This window comes from Limnohabitans sp. JirII-31 (assembly GCF_002778315.1).
Taxonomy (GTDB): Bacteria; Pseudomonadota; Gammaproteobacteria; order Burkholderiales; family Burkholderiaceae_C; genus Limnohabitans.
The window spans coordinates 114,920-130,047 of sequence record NZ_NESA01000008.1 but is presented as its reverse complement, the minus strand read 5'-3'; the positions used below and the strand labels follow the sequence as shown (position 1 = coordinate 130,047).

Genomic DNA, 15,128 nt, shown 5'->3' with positions numbered 1-15,128 from the left:
TATGCCAAGTGACGCATTCAAAAATGGTCGAAAGACCACAAGCTAATTCCAAACTCTATGAATTCGTTGCCTTGACCTAGTCAAGGTGACAACAAGTTATGCCTGATGACCATAGCAAGTTGGTACCACTCCTTCCCATCCCGAACAGGACAGTGAAACGACTTAGCGCCGATGATAGTGCGGGTTCCCGTGTGAAAGTAGGACATCGTCAGGCTATTACAGCCCTCAGAACCCCCCACTCAGTGAGTGGGGGGTTTTGTCACCAGTACCCACAATTTGATTGCGGGCGTGTTTGGAAAGTAATTTTTATTTAAGTTAATTTCCCAAACAGTTGTGCAACGACAAAAAATCGTTGTATACTGCAAGGCTTCGCTGATCGCAGCTAAGTTACTCAAGAAGTTGAGTTAGATCCTTAAAAAAATACAGCCGATAAGCGTGGGCGTTTGATGGCGATTGCCAAGTTCTTCGGAACTAAGTCTTAATTGGCTTACAAACGCTCATGAGAATAGAAGTGAAGTTCACTTCAATTCCGTTTTTATGAGTTGCTCGAAAGAGCGAAAAAAATCAAGATCGAACTATAGAGTTTGATCCTGGCTCAGATTGAACGCTGGCGGAATGCTTTACACATGCAAGTCGAACGGCAGCACGAGGGCAACCTTGGTGGCGAGTGGCGAACGGGTGAGTAATATATCGGAACGTGCCCAGTCGTGGGGGATAACGTAGTGAAAATTACGCTAATACCGCATACGATCTATGGATGAAAGCGGGGGATCGCAAGACCTCGCGCGATTGGAGCGGCCGATATCAGATTAGGTAGTTGGTGGGGTAAAGGCTCACCAAGCCAACGATCTGTAGCTGGTCTGAGAGGACGACCAGCCACACTGGAACTGAGACACGGTCCAGACTCCTACGGGAGGCAGCAGTGGGGAATTTTGGACAATGGACGCAAGTCTGATCCAGCCATTCCGCGTGCAGGACGAAGGCCTTCGGGTTGTAAACTGCTTTTGTACGGAACGAAAAGGTTTCTCTTAATACGAGGGGCTCATGACGGTACCGTAAGAATAAGCACCGGCTAACTACGTGCCAGCAGCCGCGGTAATACGTAGGGTGCAAGCGTTAATCGGAATTACTGGGCGTAAAGCGTGCGCAGGCGGTTATATAAGACAGATGTGAAATCCCCGGGCTCAACCTGGGAACTGCATTTGTGACTGTATAGCTGGAGTACGGCAGAGGGGGATGGAATTCCGCGTGTAGCAGTGAAATGCGTAGATATGCGGAGGAACACCGATGGCGAAGGCAATCCCCTGGGCCTGTACTGACGCTCATGCACGAAAGCGTGGGGAGCAAACAGGATTAGATACCCTGGTAGTCCACGCCCTAAACGATGTCAACTGGTTGTTGGGTCTTCACTGACTCAGTAACGAAGCTAACGCGTGAAGTTGACCGCCTGGGGAGTACGGCCGCAAGGTTGAAACTCAAAGGAATTGACGGGGACCCGCACAAGCGGTGGATGATGTGGTTTAATTCGATGCAACGCGAAAAACCTTACCCACCTTTGACATGTACGGAATCCTTTAGAGATAGAGGAGTGCTCGAAAGAGAGCCGTAACACAGGTGCTGCATGGCTGTCGTCAGCTCGTGTCGTGAGATGTTGGGTTAAGTCCCGCAACGAGCGCAACCCTTGTCATTAGTTGCTACATTTAGTTGGGCACTCTAATGAGACTGCCGGTGACAAACCGGAGGAAGGTGGGGATGACGTCAAGTCCTCATGGCCCTTATAGGTGGGGCTACACACGTCATACAATGGCTGGTACAAAGGGTTGCCAACCCGCGAGGGGGAGCTAATCCCGTAAAACCAGTCGTAGTCCGGATCGCAGTCTGCAACTCGACTGCGTGAAGTCGGAATCGCTAGTAATCGTGGATCAGAATGTCACGGTGAATACGTTCCCGGGTCTTGTACACACCGCCCGTCACACCATGGGAGCGGGTTCTGCCAGAAGTAGTTAGCCTAACCGTAAGGAGGGCGATTACCACGGCAGGGTTCGTGACTGGGGTGAAGTCGTAACAAGGTAGCCGTATCGGAAGGTGCGGCTGGATCACCTCCTTTCTGGAAACTGCAATCTAAATTGAACGTCCACACTTATCGGTTGTTAGAGGGTTGTCGTCGATTGATCTCGGAAATTGCCGGGTAAATCGCGACCGGCTTGGGTCTGTAGCTCAGTTGGTTAGAGCACCGTCTTGATAAGGCGGGGGTCGTTGGTTCGATTCCAACCAGACCCACCATCACTTCTTAGTGAATCAATGGGGGATTAGCTCAGCTGGGAGAGCACCTGCTTTGCAAGCAGGGGGTCGTCGGTTCGATCCCGTCATCCTCCACCATTACATTCAACAACAAAGTGGCTTCGTTGAGGCTATTTTGTTGTTGATCGGTATTGATCGATTAACTAGGCTGTTCTTTAAAAATTCATAGAGTCGAATTAGCGTTGCTGGCGGAAACTGTACATTCGTAAAGGTTTAGTACAGACCGTGCCGCCAGCGACATTTTTTGATTGCGTCAAAACGAATATTCAATTGTGTTGAAAAACATTTTGAAATTCAGTAATGACGAATTGTTCTATCGATAGAAATATCGAAGGATTATTCACATTACGGCATAACGCGACAGGTGAGAGACCTGTCAAATCAGTCCTTGAAACAATTTTGATCTCGAAAGAGATGTCAAAGTTATAGGGTCAAGTGACTAAGAGCATATGGTGGATGCCTTGGCGATGATAGGCGACGAAAGACGTGATAGCCTGCGATAAGCTTCGGGGAGCTGGCAAATTAGCTTTGATCCGGAGATTTCTGAATGGGGAAACCTACCCTGCAGAGGGTATCGCATAGTGAATACATAGCTGTGCGAGGCGAACCGGGTGAACTGAAACATCTCAGTAGCTCGAGGAAAAGACATCAACCGAGATTCCGAAAGTAGTGGCGAGCGAAATCGGAGAAGCCTGTTAGTGATAGCACAAGACTTAACGGAATGACCTGGAAAGGTCAGCTATAGAGGGTGATAGCCCCGTACGTGAAAAGACCTGTGTGGTACTAAGCTAACGACAAGTAGGGCGGGACACGTGTAATCCTGTCTGAATATGGGGGGACCATCCTCCAAGGCTAAATACTCATCATCGACCGATAGTGAACTAGTACCGTGAGGGAAAGGCGAAAAGAACCCCGGGAGGGGAGTGAAATAGATCCTGAAACCGTATGCTTACAAAAAGTAGGAGCCCGCAAGGGTGACTGCGTACCTTTTGTATAATGGGTCAGCGACTTACATTCAGTGGCAAGGTTAACCGAATAGGGAAGCCGTAGAGAAATCGAGTCCGAATAGGGCGAATTAGTCGCTGGGTGTAGACCCGAAACCAAGTGATCTATCCATGGGCAGGATGAAGGTGCCGTAACAGGTACTGGAGGTCCGAACCGACTAATGTTGCAAAATTAGCGGATGACCTGTGGATAGGGGTGAAAGGCTAAACAAACTTGGAAATAGCTGGTTCTCTCCGAAAACTATTTAGGTAGTGCCTCAAGTATTACCTGCGGGGGTAGAGCACTGTTTTGGCTAGGGGGTCATGGCGACTTACCAAACCAAGGCAAACTCCGAATACCGCAGAGTACAGCTTGGGAGACAGAGCACCGGGTGCTAACGTCCGGACTCAAGAGGGAAACAACCCAGACCGCCAGCTAAGGTCCCTAAAATTGGCTAAGTGGGAAACGAAGTGGGAAGGCTAAAACAGTCAGGATGTTGGCTTAGAAGCAGCCATCATTTAAAGAAAGCGTAATAGCTCACTGATCGAGTCGTCCTGCGCGGAAGATGTAACGGGGCTAAGCCAGTTACCGAAGCTGCGGATTTGCAATTTATTGCAAGTGGTAGGAGAGCGTTCTGTAAGCCTGTGAAGGTGCGTTGTAAAGCGTGCTGGAGGTATCAGAAGTGCGAATGCTGACATGAGTAGCGTTAAAGGGGGTGAAAAGCCCCCTCGCCGTAAGCGCAAGGTTTTCTACGCAACGTTCATCGGCGTAGAGTGAGTCGGCCCCTAAGGCGAGGCAGAGATGCGTAGTTGATGGGAAACAGGTCAATATTCCTGTACCGATGTGTAGTGCGATGTGGGGACGGAGAAGGTTAGCTCGGCAGACTGTTGGATATGTCTGTTCAAGCCTGTAGTCGTGCCTGGTAGGTAAATCCGCCGGGCTTAGATGAGGGGTGATAACGAGGAAGCTTGCTTCCGAAGTGAGTGATACCCTGCTTCCAGGAAAAGCCACTAAGCTTCAGCTACACACGACCGTACCGCAAACCGACACTGGTGCGCGAGATGAGTATTCTAAGGCGCTTGAGAGAACTCAGGAGAAGGAACTCGGCAAATTGACACCGTAACTTCGGAAGAAGGTGTGCCTTTAGTATGTGAACCTGTACAAGGGGAGCAGAATGAGGCCTCAGAGAATCGGTGGCTGCGACTGTTTAATAAAAACACAGCACTCTGCAAACACGAAAGTGGACGTATAGGGTGTGACGCCTGCCCGGTGCTGGAAGATTAAATGATGGGGTGCAAGCTCTTGATTGAAGTCCCAGTAAACGGCGGCCGTAACTATAACGGTCCTAAGGTAGCGAAATTCCTTGTCGGGTAAGTTCCGACCTGCACGAATGGCGTAACGATGGCCACACTGTCTCCTCCTGAGACTCAGCGAAGTTGAAATGTTTGTGATGATGCAATCTCCCCGCGGAAAGACGGAAAGACCCCATGAACCTTTACTGTAGCTTTGTATTGGACTTTGAACAGATCTGTGTAGGATAGGTGGGAGGCTTTGAAGCGTGGTCGCTAGACTGCGTGGAGCCAACGTTGAAATACCACCCTGGTGTGTTTGAGGTTCTAACCTAGGTCCCTTATCGGGATCGGGGACAGTGCATGGTAGGCAGTTTGACTGGGGCGGTCTCCTCCCAAAGCGTAACGGAGGAGTTCGAAGGTACGCTAGGTACGGTCGGACATCGTGCTAATAGTGCAATGGCATAAGCGTGCTTAACTGCGAGACTGACAAGTCGAGCAGATACGAAAGTAGGACATAGTGATCCGGTGGTTCTGTATGGAAGGGCCATCGCTCAACGGATAAAAGGTACTCTGGGGATAACAGGCTGATACCGCCCAAGAGTTCATATCGACGGCGGTGTTTGGCACCTCGATGTCGGCTCATCTCATCCTGGGGCTGTAGCCGGTCCCAAGGGTATGGCTGTTCGCCATTTAAAGAGGTACGTGAGCTGGGTTTAAAACGTCGTGAGACAGTTTGGTCCCTATCTTCCGTGGGCGCTGCAGATTTGAGGAAGCCTGCTCCTAGTACGAGAGGACCGGAGTGGACACACCTCTGGTGTATCGGTTGTCACGCCAGTGGCATTGCCGAGTAGCTATGTGTGGAAGAGATAACCGCTGAAAGCATCTAAGCGGGAAACTCGTTTCAAGATGAGATCTGCCGGGGCCTTGAGCCCCCTAAAGAGTCGTTCAAGACCAGGACGTTGATAGGTCAGGTGTGGAAGCGCAGTAATGCGTTAAGCTAACTGATACTAATTGCTCGTGCGACTTGACCCTATAACTTTGATTCAGAAATGATCAAGGAAGTTATGCCAAGTGACGCATTCAAAAATGGTCGAAAGACCACAAGCTAATTCCAAACTCTATGAATTCGTTGCCTTGACCTAGTCAAGGTGACAACAAGTTATGCCTGATGACCATAGCAAGTTGGTACCACTCCTTCCCATCCCGAACAGGACAGTGAAACGACTTAGCGCCGATGATAGTGCGGGTTCCCGTGTGAAAGTAGGACATCGTCAGGCTATTACAGCCCTCAGAACCCCCCACTCAGTGAGTGGGGGGTTTTGTTTTTTAGCGGTTAATAAGCTTACCGCTTGCGCAAATCAAAGCGCCGTTTTTTTCGAGACTCAGCAGTAGGCCTCGAAACCAGTTACCAAACGAAAGATTATTTGCATAGCGTTGCTGTAACAGCTTCAAATAATCGCAGTCCATTGCCCACTGCTCAAAATTCGCTTGCTCAACGGTCTGAAGTTCAAGTAGTTTGAATTTAAGCAGTACCTTGGCTGCGTAGTTGGCATGTTTTTCTGGGTCATCGCGAAAGCTGGCCAATCGTTTTCTTGCATTGACCAATGCCAATTGCACGTTTGTAAATGGCTCACCGTGACCGGGCAGCACAACCGTCACTTGAAGTGACGCAATCAAATCCAAAGTCTTCGCGACATCTTCAAAAGCTTCGATGCCTTCTATTTCTGGAAATACCACTCCAAAACCATTTTCCCAGAGCGCGTCAGCCGAGATCAAAACACCAGTTTCTTCGCAAAAAAGAACAATGGAATGCGGATCATGGCCTGGCGCAGCCAATGCCAACCACTCTTGATCCGATACGCTGAAACGCTCACCAGGGCGAATCACGTCTCGGGCTAAAAATTTTGGGCAATGCTGACCAGTGGGCGTATAGGTCAGCGCCGCGGGATCCCAATCAAATACAAAATTGGCGTGACCTGGAGGCACGAATGTTTCTGCCGCAGGATAGGCCTCTTGCAGCGCTGCGTTCCCGCCGCAGTGGTCACTGTGTAAATGTGTGTTGATGATGCGAGTCAGAGGTTGTGTTGCCAGACAACGCTGAACCAAGTCCAGCGTCTGTGCGCTGTGTGTCCAATAGCCTGTGTCGACTAAGACAGCTTGTTCGCTGTCCCTAAGCAGCACATTGTTGGATGACAGCCAGCCTCGTTGAAAAAAATTCAGTCCTGGCGGTAAGGTGAGATTTGATTTATTTATTTGTTCTGAGTTCACGACGCAGTACTTTTCCGACATTTGATTTGGGCAACTCATCGCGAAATTCGATGTGTTTTGGAATTTTGTATCCGGTGAAATTTTGACGGCAAAAATTGGCCACGTCCTCTTCGGTCAACGTGACATCGCTGCGAACAACGAACACCTTGATGGCTTCACCTTGTTTCTCATCCGGAACGCCAATTGCCGCACACTCCACCACGCCTGGACACAGAGAAATCACGTTCTCTAATTCATTGGGAAACACATTGAAACCGCTGACCAAAATCATGTCCTTTTTGCGATCAACAATGCGTGTGAAGCCTTTCTCATCCATCACGCCGATATCACCGGTTCGCATGAAACCATCCGAGGTAAACGCTCTCGCCGTTTCTTCCTCCTGTCGGTAGTAGCCGGTCATCACATTAGGCCCCTTGATGCAAATCTCTCCCGTTGACCCAATGGGCAAACTGATGCCTTCATCACCTTTGATCGCAATCTCAATACTTGGCAAAGGCAATCCGATTGAACCGCTGAATTGCGTTGCCGTGACCGGATTGTTGGTGCCAATCGCGCAGGTTTCGCTCATGCCCCAGCCCTCCACCATGGCGCAGCCCGTCACCTCTTGCCAACGTTTTGCCGTACCTTCTGACGCTGCCATCCCTCCTGCCTGAGACACGCATAAACTGGAAAAATCAAGTGACTGGAAATGCGGATGCGATAGCAGGGCATTGAACAAGGTGTTCACTGCAGGCAGCAAGTGAAATGGGCGCTTTTTAAGCACATCCACGAACTTGTCAATGTCGCGCGGATTTGGAATCAATGTGATCTGCGCCCCCCAACGGATCGATAGCAAACACAGTGTGAGCGCGAAGATGTGATACAGCGGCAAGGCCGCAATGCAGTTGATGTTTCGCACATCGCCCACGCGTGCTGTGGCCGGTGAGAACCAAACATCCGCTTGCAAAATAGCAGCCATGATGTTGCGATCGGTCAGCACCGCGCCTTTAGACAAGCCCGTGGTACCGCCGGTGTATTGAAGAAAAGCGGTCGAATCCAAATTGCGTGTGTTCGCTTGCAGCGTGCGTTGCGTGCCCTCACTCAGCGCTTGCTTGAACGACACGATATGGCGCGGGAGTCCTTGCTTGTCTAGACGCGGCAGTTTGAAGGCGGGCACCATTCGAGCCAGGTGACGCACTGCAAACGTGATCCAGCGACCGAACCAGAAACCCAGCATGTCCCCCATTGAGGCAACCACCACGTTTTGAATGGGCGTGTCATCAATCACCTCTTCCAGCGTTCGGGCAAAGTTCTCCAAAATCACAATCGTGGTCGCACCCGAATCGTTCAGCTGATGTGCGAGCTCACGCGCTGTGTATAGCGGATTCACATTCACACACGTATATCCCGCACGCAGCACAGCCGCCATGACCACTGCGAATTGGGGAATATTGGGCAGCATGATGGCCACCCGTGCGCCGGGTTCGAGTGCAAGTCCTTGAAGCCATGCACCAAAGGCTGCTGACGCATGGTTGAGCTCTGCGTACGTCATCCACCGGTCCATGCAAACAGAAAAACGCGATGAGGCATTCTTTTGGAAAGACTCTTCCAACAAATGCGACACCGAGCGATACTCTTCGGGCCGTACCGTATGGGGAACCCCCGGTGGGTAGGCCTTGAACCACGGTTTATCCATTGCGCTCTCCTTGATGAAGTATTGTGTAGGTCGAAACACCCACGTCTCATCGGGAGTGACCCCACAGCGATTACCGTGTCAGATCCATGCAAAGATTAGGGAAAACCCGTACAATTCAGGCATGACTCTTGTACACACATTGGCCCGCACGACCGTAGAAGCGGGTCGCCAACTGATGCGCATAACGGGTGTCCCACAAGGACTCAAGTCGGATACGGAGGGTGTGTTGATACCAATTTGTCCTTTGAACCCAGAGCACTTGCCCAAAATCAAGGCCCATTTATTGGCCTTGTCCGCGCATGATCGTTATTTGCGTTTTGGCTATGCGGCCAACGACGAACACATCACGCGTTACATCGAGGGGCTGAACTTTGACCGAGACGAAATCTACGGCATCTTCAACCGCAACCTCGACATTGTGGCGATGGCTCACTTGGCCCTGATGCAAACGCCTGGTCGTCCCTCCAGTGCCGAATTTGGTGTTTCCGTTCTGGCCTATGCGCGTGGCAGAGGTTATGGTGCGCGTCTCTTTGAGCGTGCCGTCATGCACGCACGCAACGAGAAAGTGTCGCAAATCTACATCCATGCCTTGAGCGAAAACGCGCCCATGATTCGGATCGCGCGCAAAAGCGGGGCTACCCTTGAGCGAGACGGGTCTGAGACCGAAGCCTACCTGCGCTTGCCCAAACGCGATCTGGACAGCCGTGTCACCGAACTCGTGGTCGACCAATACGCCAAAGCCAACTACAGCATCAAAGAAGATGCCAAAAGGTTTTGGGACTTCTTGTCCAAAGTGCAAGAAATTCGCCAAGGCGTACGGGCTGGCCGTCACCAGTCGGCGGAATAACGCCACCCCTCCTTGGGCTATGCTTGAGCCCTACCGACTCTCGCGGCTGTCAGCCGCACCACAGTGACCGATCCGCATTACCGAGACAGTGAGCCAGCCGACAAACGCAGTTACTGGCAGCGACTGATTGAATTCATCCATCCAGGTCCCGATTCGCGCGAAGAGCTGCTCGACGCCCTGTCCGATGCCGAAGACAACCGCGTGATTGGCGCTGAAAGCCGCGCCATGCTCGAAGGCGTGTTGCGCATGGCCGACTTGACCGCTGGCGATGTCATGGTCGCAGCCCCACGCATGGACCTGATCGACATCGAGGCCTCGCTCGATGACACCTTGCACCAAGTCATCGATACCGGGCACTCTCGTTTTCCTGTGTTCGAAAACGAACGCGACAACATGGTGGGCATCTTGCTGGCCAAAGACCTGCTCAAACTCCAGCGCTCCCCGACCTTGAATCTGCGCACCCTGTTGCGCCCCCCCGTCTTTGTGCCAGAGAGCAAAGGCCTCAACGACCTGTTGCGCGAATTCCGCAACACCCGTAACCACATGGCCTTGGTGGTCGATGAATTTGGACGTATCGCAGGCCTCATCACCATCGAAGACGTGTTGGAGCAAATCGTGGGTGACATCGAAGACGAGTTCGACCAGGCCGAAGATGCTGGCGACATCTTTGCCTTGGCAGACCGCACCTACCGCGTCAGTGGCGACACCTCGATCGAACGCGTCACCGAAGCCTTTGATTTGGTCCCCACGCGTCAAGACGAAGACGCTGCCGAGGACAACAAGTTCGACACCATCGGCGGCTTCATCGCCCATGCCATGGGCCACGTGCCCCGCCGCGGCGAACACTTTGACTGGATGCAACTGCGTTTTGAGGTCTTGCACACCAAAGCCGGCGCCGTGAAGTGGTTCAAGGTCTACCCCGTCGCTCTCAAAGAATCCAAGCCCTGAACCGCATGCACGCCAGCTCGCGCCACACCCCGCAGCGGCTTGGTCGCGTTGTGTTCTTGCTTGTTTTGGGTGTTGCCCAAGCTTTCGCCATGGCCTGGCCATTTGCCGGCGCTTGGCAAGGGCACTCCTCAGGCTTGTTGCAACTCCTCAGCCTGAGTGGTTTTGCCATGCTGCTGCAACGTAGCCGCACCGCCAAGCAAGCGTTTGTGTGCGGTTGGTGGTTTGCCTGTGCTTGGCTGGGTGGCAGCATTTGGTGGCTTTACATCTCCATGCACGTGTACGGCGGCATGCCTGGCGGCCTGGCGGCGCTGGCCGTTTTCTTGTTGGCGGCTGGCTTGGCGCTCTTTTACGCCGCCGCCAGTTGGGCATACCACCGCCTGTGCGCCGCAGAGGCCGGCGTTATGTCGCGCGCGTTGACATTCTCTGCCTTATGGCTATTGGCCGAACTCACGCGCGGCACCTTGTGGACTGGTTTCCCCTGGGCTGCAGCGGGCTATGCCCACGTGGACAGCGTCTTGCGCGAATGGGCCCCCTGGGTGGGTGTGTATGGCTTGAGTGCCATCAGCGCTTGGTTGGCCATGCTGCTGGCCGCTTCATGGCATGGCCCCCGTGGGGCCCGTCCAACAGGGCGCAGCGTCATCTTGTGGCTGACGATGGGAGGGGCGATGGTGGGGACCTGGGTGGCCTCGCCCTTGCGACATTCCGGCATTGAATCAAACCAACGCAAACCGGCACTCACCATCACCTTGTTGCAGGGCAATGTGCCGCAAGACCTCAAGTTTGGCGAAGGCGTAGGGCTAGCCTTGCACGACTACCGCGAAGCCTTGCTGCACAACACGTCAGACCTCATCGTCACGCCCGAAACAGCCGTGCCCTTGTTGCGCGACTACTTGCCCGATGGGTACTGGCCACTCTTGCAACAGCGCTACGCCCAGGGCCAGCAAGCGGCCTTGATCGGCCTGCCGCTCAGTGCGCCAGACGACACAGGCGTGCACCGCTACACCAACTCAGCGCTGGCCTTGTTACCCGGCGCCGCGGCAGACGCCTACCGCTACGACAAACACCACCTCGTCCCCTTTGGTGAATTCGTACCTCCCATGTTCCGTTGGTTCGTCCAACTCATGCACATTCCGCTGGGCGACTTCTCCCGTGGCCAAGTGGTGCAACTGCCTTTGCTGTGGCATGGCGAGCGCATCGCACCCAACATTTGCTTTGAAGACTTGTTTGGCGAAGAACTGGCACAAAGCTTTGCCAACCCCACCACTGCGCCCACCCTCCTGCTCAACCTCAGCAACATCGCCTGGTTTGGCGACACCGTGGCCATCGACCAGCATTTGCACATCTCGCGCATGCGCACCCTCGAACTCGGCCGTCCCATGCTGCGTGCCACCAACACCGGAGCCACGGCCATCATCAACGCTCAGGGCGTGGTCACGCACCGATTGCCCAGCGGCGTCAAAGGTGCGCTCACGGCCGAGGTGCACGGTGTCGATGGTCCCCCCACCCCCTATGCCCGTTGGGTGTCTGCCTGGGGTCTGTGGCCCTTGGTTGTGTGGGCCGCGCTGGTCTTGGGCGGCGTGGCTTGGCGAGCGCACCGCAAGTCACCACGCAAGTAGCAAGCAATAGCCACTGACACAGCCGCAAAAAGCGCCGCTTCGCCCCGTAAAATCAAGGGTTGGCAGGCGTTTTGACCTGCACCCCTAACTTGCTGACCCACGGTCGGCTTTTGTTGCATGCTGACTTTTCAACAGATCATCCTCAAGCTCCAGGCCTACTGGGCCGACCAAGGCTGCGCCTTGCTGCAACCCTACGACATGGAAGTCGGTGCCGGCACCTCGCACACCGCCACCTTCTTGCGCGCCCTCGGCCCAGAGCCTTGGAAAGCGGCTTATGTGCAGCCCAGCCGCCGCCCCAAAGATGGTCGCTATGGTGAGAACCCCAACCGCTTGCAGCACTACTACCAATACCAGGTGGTCTTAAAGCCTGCGCCCAGCAACATCTTGGAGCTGTACCTGGGGTCACTCGAAGCCCTCGGCTTTGACTTGAAGAAAAACGACATCCGCTTCGTTGAAGACGATTGGGAAAACCCAACCCTTGGGGCTTGGGGCTTGGGCTGGGAGGTCTGGCTCAATGGCATGGAAGTCACCCAGTTCACCTACTTCCAGCAAGTCGGTGGCATTGACTGCCAACCCATCACCGGCGAAATCACCTACGGCCTGGAACGCCTGGCCATGTACCTGCAAGGCGTAGACAACGTCTATAACCTCACCTGGACCGATGGCTTGAGCTATGGCGACGTTTACAAACAAAACGAAGTTGAGCAGTCCACCTACAACTTCGAACACAGCGACGCCGAGTTCTTGTTCACCGCCTTCGGTGCCCACGAAAAGCAAGCCCAACACCTGATGACTGAACAACTCGCCTTGCCTGCTTACGAGCAAGTCCTCAAAGCCGCCCACACCTTCAACCTGCTTGATGCCCGGGGCGCCATCAGCGTCACCGAGCGTGCGGCCTACATCGGTCGCATCCGCAACCTGGCCCGCGCCGTGGCGCAAAGCTATTACGACAGCCGCGAGCGCCTTGGCTTTCCCATGGCCCCGCGCGAATGGGTGGCCCACATGCCTAAGAAAGCCGCCTGACCATGAGCACCCACAACCTCCTGATCGAACTCTTCGTCGAAGAGCTGCCGCCCAAAGCCTTGCAAAAACTTGGCGATGCGTTTTCAACCGTCTTGCTGGAGCAGCTCAAAGCACAAGGCCTAGCCTCGGCCGAGTCCATCGTTACCCCCTTTGCCTCGCCGCGTCGCTTGGCCGCGCACATCACCCACGTGGTGGCGCAAGCCGCAGACCGTGCCGTGCAACAAAAGCTCATGCCCGTCAGTGTGGGCTCGGACGCGAATGGCAACCCCACCCCCGCTTTGCTTAAAAAATTGCAGGCCATCGGTGCAGGCCCCGAAGCTGTGGCGCAACTCAAGCGTGCGCCTGACGGCAAAGCCGAGGCGCTGTTCTACGACAGCGTGGCCCACGGTGCCAGCCTGGCCCAAGGCTTGCAGAAAGCCCTGGACGAAGCCATCGCCAAACTGCCCATCCCCAAAGTCATGAGCTACCAACTGGAGTCTGACTGTGAACTGCCGGGCTGGAGCAGCGTCAAATTTGTGCGCCCTGCCCACAGCCTGGTGGCCTTGCATGGCAGCACCGTGGTTCCTGTCAAAGCCTTGGGCTTGACGGCTGGCAACACCACCCAGGGTCACCGCTTTGAAGCCCGGGTGTCTCCCGTGGTGTTCCAAGATGCCGACCATTACGCAGCCACCTTGGCGCAAGATGGGGCCGTCATCGCCAGCTTTGTCGAGCGTCGTGCCGACATTGCACGCCAACTCCAAGCCGCAGCGGCCCAAGTGGGCGGTGGCGTGCACGCCATTGAAGACGCAGCCTTGCTGGACGAAGTCACGGCCTTGGTCGAGCGCCCCAACGTGCTCATCTGCGAATTCGAGAAGCAGTTCCTCGACGTGCCGCAAGAGTGCCTCATCTTGACCATGAAGGCCAACCAAAAATACTTTCCGCTGCTCGACGCTTCGGGCAAGTTGACCCATCAGTTTTTGGTGGTCAGCAACATCAGTCCAGATGACGCCAGCGCGGTGATCGGTGGCAACGAACGCGTGGTGCGTCCCCGCTTGGCCGATGCCAAATTCTTCTTTGACCAAGACCGCAAAAAAACACTGGTCTCCCGCGTCGAAGGTTTGGGCAAAGTGGTCTATCACAACAAACTCGGCACGCAAGGCGAGCGCACCGAGCGCGTGCGCGCCATTGCGCGCCGCATTGCCGAATTGTTCACCCAAACCAACGCAGCCTTGGGCGGCGCGGCCTTCATCCAGGCTGTCGACACCGCTGCCTTGTTGGCCAAGACCGACTTGCTGACCGACATGGTGGGCGAGTTCCCCGAGCTGCAAGGCATCATGGGCGGCTACTACGCCCGCCACGATGGCTTGGGCGACGACGTGGCACAAGCCATTGAAGACCACTACAAGCCCCGCTTTGCGGGTGACGAGTTGCCACGCAACCGCGTCGGCCTGGTGGTGGCCTTGGCCGACAAACTCGAAACCCTGGTGGGCATGTTTGGCATTGGCAACTTGCCCACGGGCGACAAAGACCCGTTTGCGCTGCGTCGCCATGCCTTAGGGCTGGTGCGCATGCTCAGCGAGGCCGATGTGGCGCTGGGTCTGCACGATGTCATCGCTCAGGCTGTACCGGCCTTTGGCGCGCACATCACCGATCCCACCGTGGCCTTGACCGCCTTCATTTACGACCGCCTCTCTGGCAGCCTGCGCGAGCAAGGCTACAGCGCGCAAGAAGTCGAAGCCGTGTTGGCCCTGCACCCCCAGCGCTTGAGTGACGTCAGCCACCGCCTCACCGCCGTGCGCGCTTTCGCCGCCTTGCCCGAGAGCCAGGCCCTGGCGGCCGCCAACAAACGCATTGGCAACATCTTGAAAAAAGCGCAAGAAGTCGACGGTCATGTCAGCGAAATTTTGTTGCAAGAGCCCGCCGAGAAAGCCCTCTACGCAGTGATGCAACGCATCGCGCCGCTGGCGCAGACCCAGTTCGAAGCCGGGGACTACACCGCCTCGCTCAAAACTCTGGCCGCCTTGCGCGAGCCCGTAGACGCCTTCTTCGATGGCGTCATGGTCAACGCCGAGCAAATGGACTTGCGCCTCAACCGCCAAGGCTTGCTCAAGAGCTTGCACCTGGCCATGAACCGCGTGGCCGATTTGTCGTGCTTGGCCAGCTAACGCACGCAACGTTCCCGCAACCATCGAGCC

At 54.7% G+C, this 15,128-nt stretch carries 7 protein-coding genes, 2 tRNA genes and 4 rRNA genes; 11 read left to right on the top strand and 2 right to left on the bottom strand.

Going from position 1 to position 15,128, the window contains the following annotated elements; all coding sequences use genetic code 11:
* The first annotated feature begins 101 nt into the window (after positions 1 to 101).
* From rrf (B9Z41_RS11500) to rrf (B9Z41_RS11475), 6 genes are all read left to right on the top strand, one after another.
* Positions 102 to 214: ribosomal RNA gene (gene rrf, locus B9Z41_RS11500) — 5S ribosomal RNA — on the top strand.
* A 358-nt stretch (positions 215 to 572) separates the two neighbouring features.
* Positions 573 to 2,107: ribosomal RNA gene (locus B9Z41_RS11495) — 16S ribosomal RNA — on the top strand.
* A 99-nt stretch (positions 2,108 to 2,206) separates the two neighbouring features.
* Positions 2,207 to 2,283, top strand: a tRNA-Ile gene (locus tag B9Z41_RS11490).
* Between the two features lie 20 nt (positions 2,284 to 2,303).
* Positions 2,304 to 2,379 (top strand) — tRNA-Ala (locus tag B9Z41_RS11485).
* A gap of 351 nt (positions 2,380 to 2,730) precedes the next feature.
* Positions 2,731 to 5,609 (top strand): 23S ribosomal RNA (locus B9Z41_RS11480).
* Between the two features lie 132 nt (positions 5,610 to 5,741).
* Positions 5,742 to 5,854 (top strand): 5S ribosomal RNA (gene rrf / locus B9Z41_RS11475).
* Together the 16S, 23S and 5S rRNA genes with 2 tRNA genes alongside form the textbook arrangement of a ribosomal RNA operon.
* Positions 5,855 to 5,903: 49 nt before the next feature.
* On the opposite strand, the gene B9Z41_RS11470 is transcribed toward rrf (B9Z41_RS11475), so the two are convergent.
* Complete coding sequence (locus B9Z41_RS11470; RefSeq protein WP_233202649.1) at positions 5,904 to 6,845, bottom strand: MBL fold metallo-hydrolase; 942 nt, start codon at positions 6,843 to 6,845, stop codon at positions 5,904 to 5,906.
* Positions 6,823 to 8,520 (bottom strand): AMP-binding protein, encoded by a 1,698-nt coding sequence (locus B9Z41_RS11465; protein WP_100147206.1) that lies wholly within the window; start codon positions 8,518 to 8,520, stop codon positions 6,823 to 6,825. The genes B9Z41_RS11470 and B9Z41_RS11465 overlap by 23 nt, the downstream gene beginning before the upstream one ends.
* 121 nt (positions 8,521 to 8,641) lie before the next feature.
* On the opposite strand from B9Z41_RS11465, the gene B9Z41_RS11460 reads away from it, so the two are divergent.
* From B9Z41_RS11460 to glyS, 5 genes are all read left to right on the top strand, one after another.
* Positions 8,642 to 9,367 carry a GNAT family N-acetyltransferase gene (locus B9Z41_RS11460; RefSeq protein ID WP_199172981.1) on the top strand — a complete coding sequence of 242 codons (726 nt, stop codon included), beginning with the start codon at positions 8,642 to 8,644 and terminating at the stop codon, positions 9,365 to 9,367.
* A gap of 63 nt (positions 9,368 to 9,430) precedes the next feature.
* Positions 9,431 to 10,315 carry an HlyC/CorC family transporter gene (locus tag B9Z41_RS11455; protein ID WP_100147205.1) on the top strand — a complete coding sequence of 295 codons (885 nt, stop codon included), beginning with the start codon at positions 9,431 to 9,433 and terminating at the stop codon, positions 10,313 to 10,315.
* A 5-nt stretch (positions 10,316 to 10,320) separates the two neighbouring features.
* Complete coding sequence (lnt, locus tag B9Z41_RS11450; protein WP_100147204.1) at positions 10,321 to 11,931, top strand: apolipoprotein N-acyltransferase; 1,611 nt, start codon at positions 10,321 to 10,323, stop codon at positions 11,929 to 11,931.
* Positions 11,932 to 12,048: 117 nt separating this feature from the next.
* On the top strand, positions 12,049 to 12,954 hold the full coding sequence (gene glyQ / locus B9Z41_RS11445; RefSeq protein WP_100147203.1) for a glycine--tRNA ligase subunit alpha: 906 nt from the start codon (positions 12,049 to 12,051) through the stop codon (positions 12,952 to 12,954).
* Positions 12,955 to 12,956: 2 nt separating this feature from the next.
* Positions 12,957 to 15,098, top strand: a complete 2,142-nt coding sequence (gene glyS / locus B9Z41_RS11440) for a glycine--tRNA ligase subunit beta (protein WP_100147202.1) — start codon at positions 12,957 to 12,959, stop codon at positions 15,096 to 15,098.
* The last annotated feature ends 30 nt before the right edge of the window (positions 15,099 to 15,128 follow it).